The 19,284-nt window shown below is 51.3% G+C and carries 17 protein-coding genes; 12 read left to right on the top strand and 5 right to left on the bottom strand.

Annotation, left to right across the window (positions count from 1 at the left end; all coding sequences use genetic code 11):
* The 4 genes from ACTVJH_RS11635 to ACTVJH_RS11650 form a co-directional block, all read right to left on the bottom strand.
* On the bottom strand, positions 1-235 hold a 235-nt coding region (locus ACTVJH_RS11635), incomplete at its 3' end, for a hypothetical protein (protein ID WP_455990791.1).
* The gene (gene cas9 / locus ACTVJH_RS11640) at positions 232-4,842 is read right to left on the bottom strand and encodes a type II-B CRISPR-associated RNA-guided endonuclease Cas9/Csx12 (protein ID WP_455990794.1); all 4,611 of its coding nucleotides are present in this window, start codon (positions 4,840-4,842) and stop codon (positions 232-234) included. The genes ACTVJH_RS11635 and cas9, both read right to left, overlap by 4 nt.
* A 558-nt stretch (positions 4,843-5,400) precedes the next feature.
* Positions 5,401-6,285: a 1,4-dihydroxy-2-naphthoate polyprenyltransferase gene (locus ACTVJH_RS11645; RefSeq protein ID WP_455990797.1), complete on the bottom strand. Its 885-nt coding sequence runs from the start codon at positions 6,283-6,285 to the stop codon at positions 5,401-5,403.
* Positions 6,286-6,481: 196 nt separating this feature from the next.
* Entirely contained in the window at positions 6,482-7,972 is a 1,491-nt protein-coding gene (locus ACTVJH_RS11650) for an aminotransferase-like domain-containing protein (protein WP_455990800.1), read from the bottom strand.
* Between the two features lie 153 nt (positions 7,973-8,125).
* Between ACTVJH_RS11650 and ACTVJH_RS11655 the strand changes: the two genes are divergently transcribed.
* The 3 genes from ACTVJH_RS11655 to ACTVJH_RS11665 all read left to right on the top strand — a co-directional run bounded on the left by ACTVJH_RS11655 (position 8,126) and on the right by ACTVJH_RS11665 (position 10,484).
* Entirely contained in the window at positions 8,126-8,839 is a 714-nt protein-coding gene (locus ACTVJH_RS11655) for an AzlC family ABC transporter permease (RefSeq protein WP_455990803.1), read from the top strand.
* A complete protein-coding gene (locus tag ACTVJH_RS11660; protein ID WP_455990806.1) occupies positions 8,824-9,153 on the top strand; it encodes an AzlD domain-containing protein in 330 nt (109 codons plus the stop codon). Before ACTVJH_RS11655 ends, ACTVJH_RS11660 begins: the two co-directional genes overlap by 16 nt.
* 137 nt (positions 9,154-9,290) lie before the next feature.
* Positions 9,291-10,484, top strand: coding sequence for an aminotransferase-like domain-containing protein (locus ACTVJH_RS11665; RefSeq protein WP_455990809.1), 1,194 nt, complete (start codon positions 9,291-9,293; stop codon positions 10,482-10,484).
* A gap of 137 nt (positions 10,485-10,621) precedes the next feature.
* On the opposite strand, the gene ACTVJH_RS11670 is transcribed toward ACTVJH_RS11665, so the two are convergent.
* Entirely contained in the window at positions 10,622-10,822 is a 201-nt protein-coding gene (locus ACTVJH_RS11670) for an FmdB family zinc ribbon protein (RefSeq protein ID WP_455990812.1), read from the bottom strand.
* A gap of 256 nt (positions 10,823-11,078) precedes the next feature.
* On the opposite strand from ACTVJH_RS11670, the gene ACTVJH_RS11675 reads away from it, so the two are divergent.
* The 9 genes from ACTVJH_RS11675 (at position 11,079) to cmk (ending at position 19,154) form a co-directional block, all read left to right on the top strand.
* Complete coding sequence (locus ACTVJH_RS11675) at positions 11,079-11,525, top strand: universal stress protein (protein WP_455990815.1); 447 nt, start codon at positions 11,079-11,081, stop codon at positions 11,523-11,525.
* Positions 11,526-11,673: 148 nt separating this feature from the next.
* Positions 11,674-12,717 carry a type IV pilus assembly protein PilM gene (gene pilM / locus ACTVJH_RS11680; RefSeq protein ID WP_455990818.1) on the top strand — a complete coding sequence of 348 codons (1,044 nt, stop codon included), beginning with the start codon at positions 11,674-11,676 and terminating at the stop codon, positions 12,715-12,717.
* A complete protein-coding gene (locus ACTVJH_RS11685) occupies positions 12,714-13,286 on the top strand; it encodes a PilN domain-containing protein (protein ID WP_455990821.1) in 573 nt (190 codons plus the stop codon). The genes pilM and ACTVJH_RS11685 overlap by 4 nt, the downstream gene beginning before the upstream one ends.
* The gene (locus ACTVJH_RS11690) at positions 13,279-13,902 is read left to right on the top strand and encodes a type 4a pilus biogenesis protein PilO (RefSeq protein WP_455990824.1); all 624 of its coding nucleotides are present in this window, start codon (positions 13,279-13,281) and stop codon (positions 13,900-13,902) included. The genes ACTVJH_RS11685 and ACTVJH_RS11690 overlap by 8 nt, the downstream gene beginning before the upstream one ends.
* A gap of 307 nt (positions 13,903-14,209) precedes the next feature.
* Positions 14,210-14,704 carry a pilus assembly protein PilP gene (locus ACTVJH_RS11695; RefSeq protein WP_455990827.1) on the top strand — a complete coding sequence of 165 codons (495 nt, stop codon included), beginning with the start codon at positions 14,210-14,212 and terminating at the stop codon, positions 14,702-14,704.
* Entirely contained in the window at positions 14,697-16,853 is a 2,157-nt protein-coding gene (locus ACTVJH_RS11700; protein ID WP_455990830.1) for a type IV pilus secretin PilQ, read from the top strand. The genes ACTVJH_RS11695 and ACTVJH_RS11700 overlap by 8 nt, the downstream gene beginning before the upstream one ends.
* A 141-nt stretch (positions 16,854-16,994) precedes the next feature.
* Positions 16,995-17,276 (top strand): hypothetical protein, encoded by a 282-nt coding sequence (locus tag ACTVJH_RS11705; RefSeq protein ID WP_455990833.1) that lies wholly within the window; start codon positions 16,995-16,997, stop codon positions 17,274-17,276.
* A 110-nt stretch (positions 17,277-17,386) separates the two neighbouring features.
* Entirely contained in the window at positions 17,387-18,490 is a 1,104-nt protein-coding gene (gene hisC, locus ACTVJH_RS11710) for a histidinol-phosphate transaminase (protein ID WP_455990836.1), read from the top strand.
* Entirely contained in the window at positions 18,480-19,154 is a 675-nt protein-coding gene (gene cmk / locus ACTVJH_RS11715; protein WP_455990839.1) for a (d)CMP kinase, read from the top strand. Before hisC ends, cmk begins: the two co-directional genes overlap by 11 nt.
* Positions 19,155-19,284: the final 130 nt, after the last annotated feature.

Raw genomic sequence — 19,284 nt, forward strand, 5'->3', positions numbered from 1 at the left:
AGAACGTGCCCACATGACCAACGTTGCCCGATCCTCTGGCGTTAATTCTATATGTACTGACCTGCCCATTTCGCCTCCTTGATTTGGAGGCTATGATAGTATAATTATTTAACGGACGCAACACTAGTCGGTTCAAAGGGAATTTTTGCTCCTCACGATTGGCTCCTTTGACCACGAGCATCCCATTTCTTATTCCCAAAAAGTTTCCAAATTCAGCAACAACCAGATGTTTCATTCGGGTTTGTCCACTTCAATGGCGGTTTTGAGAGCACGTTTGCGTAACTTTGTATAACCCTTACTTCCTTTGTACTGAATTATTTCTCCTTGTAACAGATTAAGATAATTATCCTTCCAAAATTCACGCATTACCTCATCTGCGGACAAGGCTGGTCTATCTGGTTGACCATTTTTTCCTTTTTTTGCTTTTCGAGGCCGGAATCCATGACGGCATAGTTCTTCAGTCAACACGTCAGGATTAATCTCAACGGCGTCACGGTCTATTTTAATAGCCACGGAGGGGGCTGTCTTGTCGTCGATTCTCAGCCAAATTTGTGCGATTCCGTCTGGCATTACAAATTCTTCTACGTTGATTTTCCACCAGCTATAAGGGCTTACAGGCCTTCCTTCAGTGTATTGTTCTTTAGAAAGCTTGACTAAGTTTCTAGATTTGGCCCAGTCAGCCAATGTGTACGCAAATTCACCTTGTTCGTTAAATATGAGAGAAATCGGTTTGTTGTTTACACTTGTTGAGTCTGAATCGTTAATTAAGTGGTGGGTAGTAACTCCATTCCACCCCTTTCTTCTTAAAATAAATTTACCTTCTGATGTCGTTACGGGCAACGAAAATGTTTTTCTAGCGCGCTGATGGGATATGTGAGTTTTATTTTTCAAGAAAAAATCATATAGCATTTTATCGAATTTATTGTTTTTGCTTTGTTTTTTTTCTTTCCATAAATTCTGCAGTTTTTTCCAATGTTGAAGATACGGTAATTCAATAGGTTTATTTTTAAATTTAACAAATAATTTGCTTTCGATTTCTGATTCCCATTTGCTGGTTAATAATTCTGGAGTTATTTTCTTTTTTTCGGTTTTGTATCCAAGCTCAGCAAAGCAGAATGTGAAAAATTCATCAAAAGGCTTACCCTCTTTAGTGTTGAAATTTTCTATCCAATAGTTATGTAATGCCTTTCTATCGATAGTCAGGTATATATATCCACGTTGCTTTTCCTGCGTTTGAAAAAAATCTGAGCGAAACAACAATTCATATAGACCCAAATCCGGTCTTTGTAGATCAAAAACGCTCATGTAGTTTTTCGGATAATGTGCAACTTGATTACACAGCGGGAGCATTTCTTTTAGGTTATTAAGCGCTTTTTCATCTTTGATTATCTTCTTATTTCTTTTTTTGAAGAGTGGCCACTGTGCGGAATTCTCCCAGTCAAATCCTGCCCGGAATTCCACTTGGTCGTGCCCCGTTTTTTTGATGAGAACCGGTAAATAACGATCGGCGTAAAAACTATCCCGAGTGAATGACCTGTGCTCTATAAATCCATCGTGGGGTTTTCTGCGTTCCAGATCAACGGGCGTGTCCATTTTTTCAGGCGCTACGTATATATCGTAGAATATTACCTGGGGCGACTTGTGCCCCGATTGTCCTTTTGGAACCGGCAGAAAGGTTCTGTCCTCAGGAATATCCAGCAGAAAAGATCCCTGCTTCTGGTGTTTTTCCAAGGCGATCATGAATGCAAACTGTGCGTCCAAAATATGCGAATAAGGTTTTTGGGGTTCTCCATATTTTTTGATAAACTCAGCAAAGTTAGTGTGGTCTTGTTCATAGATATACCGGTAATCCCTGATGCCGTTTCCTTTGGAGCTGCTTACCGCCTCCACCGCAAAGAAATCGAAATCAATGCGGTCCTGCCATCCTCTGGCCAAGGCTTTTTTGTGCAGTTCATCGGCAAGGGCTTGAGCAAAATAGCGTTGAGTCCCATTAACAAAGGACCGTGTTCGGTTGGTGACGGCCTTGATGACTGCCTGGCGGATTTCCGAACTGCTATCCAAAAACAGGGCATGGCGGAATGCTTTTTGTTCATCTGGCTGTAAATTGATGAAGCTCAAATAGTTTCCGAACTTGAAACGCTTATTCTCTTTGTCCCAAATTGTTTTCTCTATCATATTTGTTATTTCGGTATCGTCGTCTGTTGCAAAATGCTGTTTTTTATAACCTTTTGACAGATTATCAAGGCCGTATGTCTTTTCTCCTTTACGTTCATTTCCATTTTTCGAAGCATAGATCAGATTGGCTTCATCATTGAGTGTACCGTATTGGGATGTTCGCGGGATGATATGGTCGATTTCACCATTCGTTATTGTTTCACCCGTATATGGACATAGCTGTCCACAAGCGTTCTTTATCCGTGTTTTCTTATCCTCAAGAAAGTTTTCAGTTTGGGTATTTTTAACAACCTTTCCAGTTTTCAGTTCCTTGAGCTTTGGCTCGAATTCGAACCTGTTGGACTCCGTAACAATAGGCACACGTACCTGATCTCCACTTTTCAGGGCCGACTCTATAGCCGGCCATCTATCCTGGGTGATACGTTTGGACAGTATCCGAGTCATCTTCTTTACTGCACCGTCGATTATTCGGGTAGGGATTGCCGGCAGACGTTGAGCCTTCGCGCCTTTAAGAATGTCCTCTGTGCTTTCCATGCGACGGCTATTGTCCATGCTGCATATAGGACACGATCGGGCGTTTCCGCTTCTCTCTGTAAAGGCGATGTTGTGTAGCTGGACAAAAGAAAAAACCGTTGCGAATTTTTTTGCCTTTTCCTCGAAATTACCACTAAAGAGCTCCTGGGCAATTTTTTGACTCATTGCTGTTGCTCGCTCTTTCAGCTTGTTCAAATCGTTGTTTTTGCCGGTTTGCAAAAGCAAATTGAGTTGACCTCTGTGATTTTTCTGTTTTGTGGCGGCATCTTTGCACAATGTCTGTAATCCTCTGAAAGTTTTGAGCCATGCAATTATCTGGTCATCCTCATCAGATTGAATTGTGTCGCGCAATACCTTAGGGGATATTTGAAAAATTCCAGCTAGATCATGTAATGATTGGTACTTTTTTTGACGTGTTTTCAAATTACAAAATGTGAGCATCTGATCTTTATCGTCGAAACGTCTGCTGTTTTCAAATCCTCGTAATTTTGTTTTGTTATATTCAGGATGTATAAATATTCTTCCATCACGCGCCCTTTGGCGTAGCTTATAATAGTGACATATCATATGAAGAAAACTTCCATCGGGAAAAATGCCCTCATCGTCAAAATCAGGCTCATTTTTTAACATATCTGGAAGTTTACTTTTATTTAATGTATTTTGAAGAGCAACAATGGTTTCATTGTCATGCCTATCTTTGCATTGTTGGCGAAGTTTTTTTGCATGGCTATAAATTTTATTCAGACATGCGGGATCATAATCTCTCCTGATATCGAGGATAAATTGTAACATGCGGGCATCAAGATGGGCACTGGTCCGTTTCTGGGAATCTGTTTTCAATTCTCCGGTAACTGTCTGATCAAAATATCGATTGCCCTTGCTGCTTGTTAATTTCTTAAAGGCCGTTCTCAGATCACCCAGATATTCCTTATGTAGGTTTTCAAGAATCGCTGTCCATGTTTGCCATTCAGGATAATGGACATCAAGGAATGCGGGATTGAGAACAAGGCTTTGGCACCTGGGAGGGCGACGGTTGTTCTGGCTTTGATAGGGGGGAAGCGTTTGTGCAGGATTTTGTTCAAGCCAGAATTCAATGATCCCTTTTTGGGATTTCCGATGATTTTTCCAGCGAATACGCAATGCAGTGTAATCTTGTTTCCCGTCACGAGCTTTTTCCGGATTTTTTGAATAATCAACCCTCCACTCCTTGCACAGCCAACGGTCGAACAATTTCGTCAACCTTTCTTCATCCCAATAGTCTCCATCGCGGTGCTTTGTGTCATTAAAATATTTTCGAAGAGGCTTGAGTTCCAGATTGGAAATATGGCCGATAAGGCGAGTCAGGTTGTCCGGAGTCAATTTGTCGAATCCCCCTGATTGCAGAGTGGTACAAAAAATTTTCAAGTAGGTGTGTGTATGATCTGTTTTTGTCAAAACATCTGAGACCTGCTCAAAATATTTTTTTCGATGCACGGCTCCTGAAGCAAGCTCTGAGTTGACGCTTTGCAGGGCAAAAACAAGATGGTGTAGGTTGTCGTTGATTGTATCAAATTTGGCATTTTCAAGATCAAATTCTTTCTTTTTGAAAATCCAGGGCGATTGTGTTATTTTTTCTTGTTTTTCCTTGAACTCTATTAAATTATTCAAGATTTGATCTAGCTTAGAGGGGGATTTCGCCCAATCCTGAAGTCTGGCATTCAGATCAGGAGGATAACACCCCCCGGCCTCTTGCTGAAATGCCTTAGGCAGTTCATTCCAGGCGTCTTCAGGAAATGCGGCAAGGATTTCTTGGCTATACGCCCCTGAGAGATAGCTGAATCCCCTGCGGTTCAACAGAAAACCTACAACTTGAGCCGTGTCCTTGTTCCACGGGAGACCAAACTTTTTTTCCCAGATGAGCCGAAATAATCGTTTTGCCATTTGCCTGCGGTCATATCCTCGGCGTTGGTGGCGTTTTGCTGTGCGATCAGTCATCAGCAGGGTATAGCCTTGCTGATCGAGATTATAGACCACGCCGTGGCGTTCTATATTTTCGGGCCTGGAATGAGCTTTATAAAATGCTGCATAAACACCTGTGTGTTTTGCTCCCAGATCAACGGCAATCGGGGATATGAATTGTTGTGTCTTGCCCATTTTCAGGATCTCCTTGTGTGCTGGATATTCTGTTTGTTTTTTATGATGACGGGGGACTCTCAGGGCGTTGGCGAGTGATTGGTTAGAGGTGTTTCCGGTTTGCGAAAGCTGTTTTCTGACACCATAGTATGAATGTATGGTGACAAGGATGTCATCAAATTGAGATTTCGTTACTTCTTTTGGGAGTCACTAACAAGGAAAAAAAAGAAAGATTATTTCGATGGTGGGTAGTTGTCTCTCATTCCAGGAACGGTGAACTCAATACATTCGGGCTGCCAGCAAAAAATACATGCCTTCTTGCACGATGATCTCCTTTCCTGTGACAGGATCTCATGGTCGTACAGGAAGGCACGAATAACGAACATAACGGCTCGTATAAGCAAATATTCCCGCATCCGGGAGTGGATCAGAATCTGACAATCAACTCTCCGAGGCATATTAGTGTATATATATGGTGCCTTGAGTGCGTTTTGGAGGCTCTCTCATTTCTTGTTTGCTATGGCAGGATGTCCTGAGTAAGAGACTCATGGGCTTGGACTCGGCACGTGCTGACCGTGGTCAGCAAATGAGTCCTGCTGCCAGAAGCAGGCTGAAGATCAGGGAGAGTTTGGCGGTTTTTGCCAGGGTCTGGTTGAGGGGGGAGCCGGTCAGGGTGTTCATCTCCCGGATGCAGACAACGGCCAGGGGCAGGGAGAGCAGGGGGAGGAGTGCGGCCCAGAGAGAGACTGCGCCTGCTGCGGCCATGATAACGGGCAGGGCATAGGTCAGGGCCACGAGGATCTTGAATTCCATCCGGGTTTTTTCGGGGCCGAGGATTACGGCCAGGGAGCGTTTTCCCACGGCTGCATCGGTTGTGATATCCCTGTAGTTGTTGACCACCAGAATGGCCGTGATCACGAAGCCCACGGGAAAGGAAAGGAAAAAGACCGTCCATGTCAGGTCCAGGGCCTGGACATAATAGGTCCCGCACACGGCCACGATGCCGAAGAATATGAACACGAAGAAGTCGGCCAGTCCGTGGGAGGCCATGGGAAAGGGGCCGCCGCTGTAGGTCAGGGCCCCCAGGACCGAGGCCACGGCTATCCAGAAGATGGGCCAGCCTCCCACCCACATGAGGTACAGGGCGATCAGACCTGCCAGGATGAGGACAAGAATCATGGCCTTTTTCACGGTCTTTGGCCCCATGAGACCGCTCTGAGTGACCCGGACGGGTCCGACACGGTCCTTGCCGTCGATTCCCTTGATTCCGTCGAAATAGTCGTTGGCCAGATTCACCGCAATCTGGAGTAAAAGGCATCCTGCCAGGGCGCCCAATGCCGGGAACAGGGCAAATACGTTATCGGCAAAGGCCGCGGCTGTGCCGACAATGACCGGCCCACCGGCAGCGGGCAGTGTTTTGGGACGGATGGCCAGCATCCAGGTTTTCAAGGTAATGGCTGACATGGGTGCGTTTTGGTTACGGTGAACAATGGTGGAGCAAAGTACATTTCACGGTCGATGGGATATATCCGGGCACCCCTTGCGGGTGCCCTTGTGTCATGGAGCGAGAGTAAACTTTCGGACAGGAAGGAATATTTCTGCAGCATAGTCCATCCGCAAGAAGTGCCCCTTCCGGTACATCGCAGTTCGGACGAAGGTATCACTCCTGTTGCCGTTTGTCGGCCTCACCCTGCCGACGATCGAATCCCCGCTTTTCTCCGGCCATGTCTGCGGCTATGTTGCCGAGCCTTGCGATTCCTTTTTCCATGGCCTCGCTCCAGATTCCGTCACAGCTCAATCTGATAAAGGAGTTGTAATTGTCCTGGGTGGAAAAGATCGGGCCCGGGGCGATGCCGATGCCTTCTTTTTTGGCCCGGAAGAAATAGTCCACCGCATCGATATTTCCGGGAAGTTCGACCCAGAGCACGGCACCTCCAGAGGGTCGGGTGGCCCGGGTTCCCGAGGGAAAATGGTCGGTTATGGCCATCTGCAGGGTTTGCATCTGACTGGAGATCGCCTGCCTGAGCCGTCGCAGGTGGCGGTCGTACTGTCCTGATTCCAGGTAGCCTGCCACGACCATCTGGGTCGGGGTGGCCGAACAGACGCTCGATGTGGCTTTGATTTCCAGGGCCTGGTCATACCGTTTGCCCGGAATCATCCAGCCCACCCGGTATCCCGGGGCAATGGTCTTGGAAAAGGAGGAGCAGTAGATCACGTTGCCGGTCTGGTCATGTTGTTTGTACGTGCCCGGGCGGATCTTGCCGAAATGGAGTTCTCCCGAGACATCGTCCTCGATGAGCGGGATGGATCGTTTTGCAAAAAGCCGGGCGATTGCCTTTTTTGCCGGTTCAGGGGTCAGACTGCCGTCAGGATTATTGAAATTGGACGATAGAATACCGGCCCTGATATCAAAGGTGTCCAATGCCGTTGCGATATCCTCGGGATCGACGCCGGTTCGGGGATCGGAACCGATCTCAATGGCCCGAAGACCGCAATTTTCCAGGAGCTGCAAAAAACAGAAATAGGTAGGGGATTGAACGAGGACGGTGTCTCCGGGGCGGGTCACGGTGCGCAGCCCGATGCTCAGCGCCTCCATGGCTCCGAAGGTGACCAGGATGTCCTGGGGCAGGACAGAAAAACCGGCGTCTATGGATCGGAAGCAGATCTGACGGCGGAGTTCCACGTCCCCTTCACAGGGAGCATATCCCAGGGATCTGCCGTTGTCGCGCGTCATGATCTCGCGCATGATCCGCGAAAGCGATTTGCAGGGGAGCAGTTCCGTGGCCGGGGAAATGATGGCAAAGGGGAGGAGTGAGGTGTCCCCCACAGCCTCGAGTACCGTTCTGATGAGCTGGTTTCTGTTGACGGACGTTGGCTTGAGGACAGGGCGGGGATTGCCTGCGAATGGAAGAAGTTTTCTGGTTTTTGAGGCCACGAAGAATCCCGATCTGGGCCTGGCCGTGATCACTCCCTGTTCCTCCATCCGGACATAGGCCTGGGAGACCGTGGAGATACTCACCTTCATGTGGGAGCTCAGGGAGCGCAGGGAGGGGAGACGCTCGCCCGGGGCAAGGGCTCCCGAGGCGATCAGACCCTGGAGATGGTCCTGAACGGCCTGGTAACGGAAAATGCGGGATTCCTGATTTTTCATGATGCCGTCAAACTGTTATGGTTTGATTTTTCAAAATCTGTATCTGTACTGGAAACAGATTATCTGATTCACCCTGAAACAGCAACGGATAATCTCAACAGGCAGACGCAGACACGGGTCGTGACCGTGTCACGAACCAGCAAGGAATGGATCATGGAACGAATCATGGAAGCCCGACAGGGAGAGACAATGCAGGTTTTTATTCACGCATTCAGACAGACAGCACCCATTGTCATGGGATATATACCCGTGGGGTTCGCCTACGGGGTTCTGGCCCAGAAGGTGGGGCTCTCTCCGCTGAACACGGTACTCATGTCGGTCATGGTCTTTGCCGGATCGGCCCAGCTCATTGCCGTGGGGCTCATGGCCGCGGGTGTGCCGCCTCTTTCGGTCATTATGACCACCTTTGTGGTCAATCTCCGGCATCTGCTCATGTCCGCGTCCCTGTCCCCGTATCTCAGGACCTGGAAAAAATGGCAGTTGGCCTTGTTCTCCTTTGAACTCACGGACGAGACCTTTGCCCTGCACGCAACCCGGTATGCCGAGGGGGAGCAGCTCAAGAGGGAGACCTTTCTGATCAATGTCATTGCCCAGTCGGCGTGGGTCACGGGTACCGTCCTGGGCATGGTCGCCAGTACCCTGATTTCCGACGTGAAACCCATCGGGCTGGATTATGCCTTGCCGGCCATGTTCATTGCCCTGCTGGTGGCCCAGGTCAAGGAGCGGATGCACGTGCTGGTGGCCATTGTCGCGGGAGGCCTGTCCGTGGGACTGGCCCTGGTCGGAGTCGATCGTTTCAATGTCATTCTGGCAACAATCATTGCCGCAACCATTGGCCTGGGGGTGGAACGATGGATCAGAAGATAATTTTCATGACCATCTGCGGGATGCTCGCGGTCACCTATATCCCCAGGATGCTCCCGGTGGTCGCTCTGGCCTCCAGGAATATGCCGCCTGCCCTGATCCGCTGGCTGGGATTCATCCCCACGGCCGTGCTTTCGGCACTGCTGCTGCCCGACCTGGTAGTACGCGAGGGGGGGCTTGATTTTGGCAAGGAAAATATTTTCCTCTGGGTCGCCCTGCCCACCCTGGTTGTTGCCTGGCGCACCAGGAGTTTTTTCGGGGCCATCTTTACGGGCATGGGGCTTGTGGCCGTGGCCAGGTGGCTGTTTGGGGTTTGAATAAGAAGGATAGGCAAAGAGTGACTATTCAGGTCGAAAAGTAGCTGCTCAACCAGTCGGATCTTCAAGGATACATGCATCCTTTTGATTTTTTAGAATGGCCGTCTAAATACTTACTGCAAAGAGAGCGGAAAAATATGACTGCACAACGGTTTTCACAGCGGATCCAGTCGGTTCCCAGGTCGTTTATCAGGGAAATACTCAAGGTAACGGCCGATCCCTCCATCATCTCTTTTGCCGGGGGGCTTCCCAATCCCGAGCTCTTCCCGGTCCAGGCCTTGAGTCAGGCGGCCGGTGATGTTCTAAGCGATGTCGGGCCTACGGCGTTGCAGTATTCCACAACCGAAGGTTTTCCGGCTTTTCGCGAGGCCATTGCCGCCCGGTATGCGGCCAGGGGGGTGCAGGTCGATCCCGATCATATTCTCGTGACCACCGGATCCCAGCAATGCCTGGATATTCTGGGCAAGATTCTCATCGATCCCGGGGACAAGGTGGTCATGGAGCGACCCGGCTATCTCGGGGCCATCCAGTCCTTTGGCATGTTCGAACCGGTATTCGAGACCATCTCTCTGGAGGATGGCAGGCTGGATATGGGTGAGCTCGAGCGGATTTTTGCAACGTCCCATCCCAAGATATTCTACGCAGTTCCCAATTTTCAGAATCCCTCGGGCATGACCTATGATCTGCAGACCCGCACCGCCCTGGCCGAACTGCTGCAGCGCTACCCGGATGTCGTCTTCGTGGAAGACGATCCGTACGGTGAATTGCGGTTTGCCGGGACATCGCATCCCCCGGTGTTCTCGTTATGTAAAGGGCGGTCGATTCTTTTAGGCTCCTTTTCCAAAACAGTCTCGCCCGGCATGCGTCTGGGATGGATGGTCGTGACCGACGATGCGTTGCGGGACATGGCTGTTCGGGCCAAGCAGACTGCGGATCTGCATACCAGTACATTCACCCAGCAGGTCATGGCCAGGTATCTTGCCGACAACGACATTGACGAACATATCCAGACCATCTGCCAGCGCTACGGGGAACAATGTGCGGTGATGTGTGATACCCTCGATGCCGAAATGCCCAAGGGCATGCGATATACACGGCCGGAAGGCGGCATGTTCGTCTGGATCGAACTTCCCGAGGGATATCGGGCCATGGAACTTTTCGATCTGGCCATAGCGGCCAAGGTCGCTTTTGTTCCGGGCATGCCGTTTTATGTGGACGGTACGGGTGAAAATACCCTGCGTCTGAATTTTTCCAACTCCGAACCCAAACAGATACGAACGGGGGTGGGTCGGTTGGCTGCGTGTATGCAAACCTTTTTGCAAACTCCATAGGCTGTTGCCCGCAATATGGGCGCCTCAAGGCAATAAACCCGAAAAAGGCATTACCAGATAAGCGGTAATGCCTTTTTCGGGTTTATTTGATTTTGATGAAATTTTTTTGTCCCACCCGGGGACAATCATCATCCGGCTCAGGAGAAACCACTCGAACCACCACAGGATCCTCCCGAAGAAAAGGATGATCCCTTGCGGGTAACGATGGTTGCCGAGACAAGTTTTTTGACATCCTTTGATCCGCACTTGGGGCAGGTGATGTCTTTTTGTGTGGTCGATGAGGTGATTTCCTCGAATGTCTCGCCACATGCGTTGCAGGAAAATTCAAAAAGAGGCATGCCTAACTCCTTGGGAAGAATGTTTTAAATGGGTTGTCTGCAGGGTCAATATTTTTTCGAACACTTCAATGATCCCTTTTCTATAATCAGGGAGATGATTTTGTCCATGGCGCCTTCATCTGCTTTAAATTTTACTTGTTTGGGGATGATTTTTAGGCTACCCGGAAATAAAAATGGGTAATGGGCACAGAGTCCTTCTTTTAGCTGGATCACCTACTCATGACGTAGTTAGTTTTTCAAAAAACAAGGAGGTAGTATGGCAGAGATCAAAACAATCCTTTGCGCGGTCGATTTTTCCGAATACAGCGCTGAAGTGGCCTCGTATTCCCAGACCCTGGCCAAGGCCCTTGGGGCGACGGTTAAAGTACTTTATGTGGCCCCATCCCTGACACAATACGTTGGTTTTCATGTCCCCCCGACCTCCATCGAAAGTTTTGTCGGCGAAATTGTTTCCGGTGCGGAAAAGACCATGGATGCCTTTCTGGAAGAACGGTTTTCCGATTGCCCGGCCGAAGGCGCCGTTGTCACGGGTTACGCTGCCGAGGAAATATTGAATTATGCCAAGGAAAATCAGGTCGATATGATTGTGATGGGTACCCACGGACGCAAGGGAATCGACCGGATTCTTTTCGGCTCGGTTGCCGAAAAGGTCGTCCAGACATCCGCAGTTCCGGTTTTGACAATCAGGCCTTCTGCCAAGTAGGTGGTTGTCATACAAATTCCCTGAGTCGTTAGCCGTGAAGCCTCACGGTCAACAAATAATAATCTGACGAGACCGCCACAGGGCCCGCACTCTTTGCAAGGGAGGGGGCCCTGTGTGTCGCTTCCAGCAATCAACGGGTAGGTTGGCCGTGATTCCTTTTCTGCAAAAAAAGACCACTGCATGCGGCCTTGATCTGGGCACGTCATGGCTCAAAATGGTATGTCTGCGCAATGAAAAGCAGGGGATCAGGCTGGAACGGATGGGGCACATGGCACTGCCTTTTCAGTCAAAGGGTGATTCCAAGGCAATAGGGGATGCTGTCAAAACCCTGCAAGCCTCCCTGGCTTTCAAGGACAAAGTCGTCATTTCATCCCTGCGCGGGCACGAGATCATCGTCAAACACATGCAGCTTCCCCTTGCCAAGGATATGCGTGCGGTTGTCGAAAAGGAGGCCAGGGAGCAGATTCCCTTTGATCTGACAGATCTCTATCTCGATTTTCATGCCATCAATCCTGCCGAGAAAAAAGCCAAAAAAGCCGAAGTCATGGTCGTTGCCACCAAGAAGAAGGTGGTCATGAATCTCGAGGCGACCCTGGAACTCGGGGGACTTGCACTTTCCATGGTGGATGTGGATGCCTTCGCCCTGAGCAATTGTTTCGAGTTCAACTATCCGGAACAGACCGAACCGGTCTATCTGCTGGATATCGGGGCCAATCAGGGTATTCTCGGGATTTACGAACCCCGCCGTCCCTTTTATTTCCGCGAACTCGGGTTTGGGGGACAACAGCTCACCCAGTCTCTTGGCAGGCAGTTGGATGTTCCCCACAATGAGGCCGAGGCCCTCAAGCGCAAGGGGCCTGAAGGATTGCCCGTGGATCAACGCCAAGAGGCCGTTCGGGTCGTCAAGGATGTTTGCCGGAATTGGTGCCGGGAAATCCAGCGGATGGAGCAGTTTTTTCAAACCTCCACCACCATCTCCGCCATGCCCAGGAAACTCTGTATTTCAGGAGGTGGGAGTCTTTTGTCCGGACTGATTCCCCTGTTTGCCGAGGAGTTGGAAATGGAGGTGAGCCCTCTTGATCCCTGGCGGAAGATCCTGGTGGATTCGAATCAATTCGACACCCACTACCTCAAGGCGTGTGGTTCGCAATTCGTCGTACCCACGGGTCTGGCCCTGCGGGGATGTCTATGATCACCATCAATCTTCTGCCCCAGAAGCGACGAGCCAGAATCTCGCACATCCATCTGGAACTTTTTTGGGTCGGGGTGTTTTTTGTCTGTCTGTTCGTGGGTATGGGGGGTGGGTATTATTTCGTCAATTCCCACATAGCGAATCTCGAGGCGACCAAAAACCAGCGACAGGCCGTGAAGAGCGCATTGCTGGTCAAAGTCGGCAAGGTGAACAAACTCAAAAAGGAACTCGAGGGGCTGGAGGTCAATGTCGAAGCCATTCGGACAATCCGCGTCCGTCAGGGGTTGCCGGTTCGTTATACCGACGAAGTCGTTTCACATATGCCCGAAGAAAAGATCTGGTTGGAGTCCTTTACCCTGAACGACAAGGGCGGGATCGAGATGAAGGGTGTGGCCCTGGATAATCAGGCTTTTGCGCACTATGTCAATGCGTTGCGGCAATCCCCTTTTATCGCCAGTGTGATCACTCGTCGAACCCAGCTTCGTCCCATTCAGAACCTCGAACTTGTGGAGTTTCAATGTTCGGTCTCGGCCCAGGCTCCTGAAACCAAGGAGAACGGCGATGACTAGACAGGAATTGATCAAGTCATTGGAAAAGCTGACCCTCGTTCACAAAATCCTGATCGTGACCGGGTTGGTCGTCGTGCTTGGAGCCGGGTACTGGTATTTTTTTCTGAGTCCCCAGCTGGACAATATGATCAAACTGCACAAGGACATTGCCACGATCAACAAGGATATCGATCGGTTCACGAAAGTATCTCTGCAGCTGCCAGCACTTGAAAAGAAGGTCCAGGCCAAGCAAACCGAATTTCTCTTTGCCCAGACATTGTTGCCCGAGGATGCCCAGGCCCTGGAGAGTCTGCTGGCATCTTTCGAGATGGTGGCCCAGGAGATGGGCGTAAGCTTCATGTCCTTTACATCGGGAAAGCAAACCGTGACCGAATTGTATGCCTCCAGGAGCGTCAGCCTGCGTCTGCGGGGAAGTTTTCATAATCTGATGCGATTTTTCGATACGTTGTCCCGATTGGATCGTCTGGTCCAACTCGACTCCCTGCGGTTGCAGCCCGTTGGAAAGCAACAGGACAATCAGGTATCGGTGTTGACTGCAGACAGCATTCTGGTTGTTTTCAGGGCCCTGACCCCCCAGGAGCGAGCGGCCAACCAGGCCGGAAAGACAAAAAAATAGGTAACTGTTCAGGTCAAAATTTAGCAGGAGCAACAGGCTGGAATATATCGTTAGATTTGAGTGCCAGCCCGTAAATTTCAGAGATTTAAGGATTTCAGAAATTTTAGAAATTGAGGACCTGGACGCTAACCGCTTGTAATTTCTTAAATCTCTTAAATTTCTTAAATTCGTAATTCTGATTCTTGAGAAATGCACCTGAATAGTTACAAAAATAGATCAGTGAACATCTTTTCAGGGAGTTTATCCTGCCATGGGCAGAACATCGCCATTGCGACATGTAGTGTGGGTGGTACTCACCGTCTGGAGTATGGGGTCCTGGATTCCCGGAGCAGTTACCTGTGCCGGCGCCCAGACTCAAACGTCCGGTCAGGTCCGGGATGGTTCTTCGCAGCGACCGCAATGGATGGAGCCTTCTTCGTATAGATACGATCCCGCGCGTCGATCCGATCCCTTTGTCCCCTTCATCCGCAAGGAAGAGCCTGTCGTCTTTCAAGGCGAGGAGGATCAACCGGATCGCCCTTTGACTCCCTTGGAACAGGTCGAAGTCACCCAGCTCAAGGCCATTGGTATCTTGTGGTATCCCCGCGGGGAGAAGCAGACCATGGCCATGGTCCAACTCCCGGACGGCAAGGGATTTGTTCTGCACAAGGGGATGCGTGTTGGCCGGCATGGCGGGGTCGTGGAGGAGATCACCCCGGAGGCTATCGTTGTTCGGGAACAGGGCCGGGATATCCTGGGTAAGCCGATATCCAGGGATGTGCTCATCAAACTGCACAGAAAACAAGGGGTTCAAAATGATTGATACGCGTCGGGTGACGTGGGTTGTTCTGGGATGCACCCTGTTGATGTGGGCCGGTATCTCCATGATCACGGGATGTACACCCGCCGGCAAGGGGAAACAGCCCGCACAGCCACGTGTCCAGGAAGAACCGTCTTCCCTTGAACCCGTTTTGGTTGCCGACGATCCATCCAGGGAGGTCGTGGTTTCCTGGGTCAAGGAGGATACAACCTATGTCCGAATTCCCCTGGCCGGGAAAACAGACGTCACTCCAGAGCTCGAGGGGAATCGACTCTCTCTTTCCTTTTCTCCGCCTCTTTTGCCGGTTGACCAGCCCAAGACCCCGGTAGGCGTCATTGCCGGATGGACCGATATTTCAGATCCTGCCGGAGGATTGGCCCGGGTGGACCTGGAACTTTCCCAGACGGTTCAGTTTCTTCTTTCCCGCCCCTCTCCGAAGATGCTGCAACTCATGCTCGTTCCTACGACCCAAAAGACCGATCTCCAGCAGGCCCCGGCCGCCACCTCCACCGCTGGGGGCATCGATTTTTCACGGAACAAGAGTGGTAATCTGTTCATCACCCTGGACCTGGGTCCGGATGTTCGGTTCACCCCCAAGGCAGGGGAAGAGGGCAAGATGGTTTTTCTTTTTGAAAAGGCCCGCATTCCGGAACGGTTGGCCCGGCTCTACCGTCTTGAAAAATTTTCCACTGTCATCGATTCCGCCTTGTTTCGTAATGTCGAGGACGGGGTATTGCTGACCATGCTCGCGGCGCAGAGAGTGCCTTTTCAATTGGATACCGGGCCACAGGGAATTGTTCTTCAATTCATGACCCGGGAGATCGATCGAACCGAGCGTGATTTGCGATTGCGCAGCGCCGCTCGTCCTCAAGTCGAATCTGAGGCTGTTGCCGATGAGATCGAGTCCAGGGAACAGGACAATCTTCAGGAAATGAACACCCTGTTTCCCGGAATGAAAAAGGAATATTCCGGGCAGAAGATCTCCGTCGATCTCCAGGATGCCGATGTGGAGCTTGTGCTCCGGCTGATTGCCGAGGTGAGCGCGCACAATCTGATCATCGACGACAATGTCAAAGGGCAGATCTCACTCAAACTCCAGGATATCCCCTGGGATCAGGCCCTGGATCTCGTTCTTTTGCAAAAGGGTCTGGGCGTGGTCGTCAAGGGCAATATCATGCGCATCGCCACGACCCAACAGCTTGAAAGCGAACGGGATCAATTGCGCCGGGCCAGGGAGGCGGCCCTCCAGGCTCGGGAAAGTTTGAGCAATCTGGAGCCGCTGCAGACCAGATACATGCAGGTCAATTACAGCACCGCCGCGGAAATTGAACCCAAGATTCGGGAGTTTTTGTCCTCCCGGGGCAAGATCAGCCAGGATGCCCGAACCAACATGCTCATCATCCGGGATGCCGGGTCCCAGCTGGACAAGATCGAGGCGGTGATCGAACGATTGGATCGCCCCGAGCGTCAGGTCCTGATCGAGGCCAGGATCGTCTACGCCACGGACAATTTTCAACGCAGTCTGGGTATCAATTGGTCGGGTGCCTATAATCACAACGATGTCAATTCCAGATACACCCGGAGATTCAATGTCAATGGCGTGGCCTTGCCGACCCAGGTCGGTGGGATGAATGCCGGCGTGAACTTCGCCAAGATTGCCGGGCTGGATCTTTTCACCCTGGACGCCCAGCTGCGACTGGGTGAACTCAAAAACATCGCCAAGACCATCTCCTCGCCCCGAGTGGTCACCCTGAACAACAACCGGGCCGAGATCAAACAGGGGACCAAGGTGGCCTACCAGGCGGAGTCTGAAAGCGGCGGAACGACCACCGAATACAATGACGCCATTCTTTCACTCTCTGTCCAGCCACAGATCACCCCGGACGACAAACTCATCCTGGATCTGGATATAAGTGATGACGCACCCGCCGGGGACGACATTTCCACCCGGTCCACCAAAACCAAGATGATCGTCAGCAACAACGAGACCATTGTCATCGGCGGGGTCCAAAAGTCCACGGAATCAGAAACCGAAGATCGGATTCCCGGACTCGGTTCCATCCCCGGTATGGGCTGGTTGTTCAAGAACAAGAGCAATCAGGTGCAGAAGGAAGAACTGCTCATCTTTATCAGGCCCAAGATTCTCGATTGAATCGGGACTTGGCATCTGTTGACGGATTTTTTAGTACCTTACTCGTGAAAGTCTGCCATAAAAAACAAGAAAATTCTCTAACCGCTTGAACCTAAAACTCAACACCTAAAACTTAAAACTGCGGCTTGGCCGCATTATGCTATGCAGCTCAAGTGTAACGCACTCAAGGATTTTTCAGCCATCTGGAAGAGCGATTTTCTGGGCCAAAAGGGATTTTTGCTTCCTGGTCCCAAATCCTATGTCATGGGCGAAACCCTGCAGGTGGATGTGCTCGTCACGGGCGAGCACTGGGGGAGTGTCGAGGTGATGCCGGTATGGCACAACCTCTACGGTGTTGAAACCGAATTGACCCCCCGGGGCATCTTTTTGCGCCTTATCAAGAGTGATCAGACCTTTGAGCGAAAGCTCGCCGCCCTGGGCTAGACGGCCACCCCTGCGGTTCACAACGTGATCACCCATATCCGTTTTTGACGGGTATGGGTGTGCCTTTTATGTTCTGTGTTCACCATTTTGCATCAAGGAAAATCATCATCATGAGCAATCTGTGCATCCGTCCCGACATACGGGACTTCGAGCCCTATGTGGCGGGTCGATCCATCGACGAAATCAAGGCGGCCTTCAAACTGACCTCGGTCATCAAAATGGCCAGCAATGAAAATCCCCTGGGAACCTCCCCCCAGGTTCAGGAGGTCATCTGCAAAAACGCAGCCCTGGCCTTCAGATATGCCCAGGCGGGCAATCCTGTGCTGCGTCGTGGTATTGCCAATCATCTCGGCGTTCCGGACGAATGTATCGTCTGCGGCAACGGGTCCGATGAAATCATCGATCTGCTCATCCGGGTGACTGCCCGGCCCGGAACGGACAATGTGGTTGCCTTTGATCCCTGCTTCAGCATGTACAAGGTCCAGTCGAGGCTGTGCGGGGTCGATTTCAGACAGGTACCCCTGAATGAGGATTTTTCTTTTCCCTGGGACGGATTGCTTCGAAGTGTGGATGAGCATACCAGGCTCGTTTTTGTCACCAATCCGGACAACCCCTCGGGCTACGCGGTTCCCGCCGAAGAGATACGTGCCTTTGCCGAGGGTCTTCCCCAGGAAACGATACTGGTCGTGGACGAGGCCTATATCGATTTTGCCGAGCCTTTGGAAACCTATTCCATGCTCCCGCTTTTTGACCAGACACGCAATATCGTTTTGCTGCGAACCTTCTCCAAGATGTACGGACTGGCAGGGTTGCGCCTGGGTTACGGGATTATGCCCGCTCATCTGGCCGATTACCTCATGCGCACCCGGTCGCCCTTTAGCGTGAATATCCTGGCGGAAAAGGCCGGGATGGCGGCCATGAACGATACCTCGTTTGTGGAGGCAACCCGGCAAACCGTACTTGAGGGAAGGCGGCAGCTCGCCCAGGGCATGGAGGCCTGCGGGTGTGAGGTGTATCCTTCCCAGGCCAATTTTCTGCTGGTCAGGCCCCCCATGGACCCGGTCGTTGTGTGTGACACCCTGCTCAAACGGGGGATTATCATCCGATCTCTTGGCAGTTACAATCTGAACGCATGGTTCAGGGTTTCTGTGGGCAGTCCCGAGGAAAACACTATGTTTCTTCAGGCCCTGGCGGAGGTACTTCGTGGGAGCTGAAACCCCGGACCAGATCTTTGTGGTCACTCTCGACGGGCCCGCCGGTGTGGGCAAAACCACCCAGGCCCGGGCCGTGGCTGAAAAACTCGGGGTTGCCTATCTCGATACCGGGGCCATGTACCGCAGCGTTGCCTGGATACTCGGCGAGGGGTCCTGGGATTGGCCGGAGAAAAGATTGGCCCGGGGGCTTGCGGGTGTGTGTTTTTCCATTCGCGGAGCCGGATCTGCAACTCGACTGTTTGTCAATGATCATGAGGTGGGCCAGAATATCCGGACGGAAACCGTGGGATTGTGGGCATCTCATGTGGCCAGGCTGCCCCTGGTGCGGCAGCGGCTGACCGAGGTGCAGCGATCTTTGGGGGAGCATGTTTCCCTGGTTGCCGAAGGGCGGGACATGGGCACGGTGGTTTTTCCGGGGGCACGGTTCAAGTTTTTTCTGGACGCCTCTCCAGAGGTCCGCGCCAAGCGACGCTGGCTGCAGCTTCAGGAGGCCGGGATCACGGAAGATCTGGGCACATTGACCCGACAGATGCGCATTCGGGATGAACAGGACAGAAACCGGTCCCTCGCCCCCCTCAGGCCTGCCGAGGATGCGGTGATCATCGATACCGGGGTGCTTGATCCCGGAGAGGTTCTCGAAGAGATTATTCGACATATCGGATAGAAAGGAGGCTGGAGGCGGGAGACGGGAGGCGGGAGACAGAAAAAGTTTTGTCGTCATCCCGGACTTGATCCGGGATCTTGAGGGAGGAGGCCGATAGCCTGACGTCAGAAACTGCCTTCGTGTCGTTCAA

It is taken from the genome of Desulfoplanes sp. PS50, from assembly GCF_053851535.1.

Excerpts from the sequence above, each read along its gene's own strand:
- ACTVJH_RS11695 (WP_455990827.1), top strand. The coding sequence starts at position 14,210 with ATGGGGTCCTGGATTCCCGGAGCAGTTACCTGTGCCGGCGCCCAGACT.
- ACTVJH_RS11675 (WP_455990815.1), top strand. The coding sequence starts at position 11,079 with ATGGCAGAGATCAAAACAATCCTTTGCGCGGTCGATTTTTCCGAATAC.
- ACTVJH_RS11660 (WP_455990806.1), top strand. The coding sequence starts at position 8,824 with ATGGATCAGAAGATAATTTTCATGACCATCTGCGGGATGCTCGCGGTC.
- ACTVJH_RS11690 (WP_455990824.1), top strand. The coding sequence starts at position 13,279 with ATGACTAGACAGGAATTGATCAAGTCATTGGAAAAGCTGACCCTCGTT.
- ACTVJH_RS11650 (WP_455990800.1), bottom strand. The coding sequence starts at position 7,972 with ATGAAAAATCAGGAATCCCGCATTTTCCGTTACCAGGCCGTTCAGGAC.
- ACTVJH_RS11700 (WP_455990830.1), top strand. The coding sequence starts at position 14,697 with ATGATTGATACGCGTCGGGTGACGTGGGTTGTTCTGGGATGCACCCTG.
- ACTVJH_RS11655 (WP_455990803.1), top strand. The coding sequence starts at position 8,126 with ATGGAACGAATCATGGAAGCCCGACAGGGAGAGACAATGCAGGTTTTT.
- ACTVJH_RS11670 (WP_455990812.1), bottom strand. The coding sequence starts at position 10,822 with ATGCCTCTTTTTGAATTTTCCTGCAACGCATGTGGCGAGACATTCGAG.
- ACTVJH_RS11685 (WP_455990821.1), top strand. The coding sequence starts at position 12,714 with ATGATCACCATCAATCTTCTGCCCCAGAAGCGACGAGCCAGAATCTCG.
- ACTVJH_RS11705 (WP_455990833.1), top strand. The coding sequence starts at position 16,995 with ATGCAGCTCAAGTGTAACGCACTCAAGGATTTTTCAGCCATCTGGAAG.
- cas9 (WP_455990794.1), bottom strand. The coding sequence starts at position 4,842 with ATGGGCAAGACACAACAATTCATATCCCCGATTGCCGTTGATCTGGGA.
- ACTVJH_RS11665 (WP_455990809.1), top strand. The coding sequence starts at position 9,291 with ATGACTGCACAACGGTTTTCACAGCGGATCCAGTCGGTTCCCAGGTCG.
- hisC (WP_455990836.1), top strand. The coding sequence starts at position 17,387 with ATGAGCAATCTGTGCATCCGTCCCGACATACGGGACTTCGAGCCCTAT.
- ACTVJH_RS11645 (WP_455990797.1), bottom strand. The coding sequence starts at position 6,285 with ATGTCAGCCATTACCTTGAAAACCTGGATGCTGGCCATCCGTCCCAAA.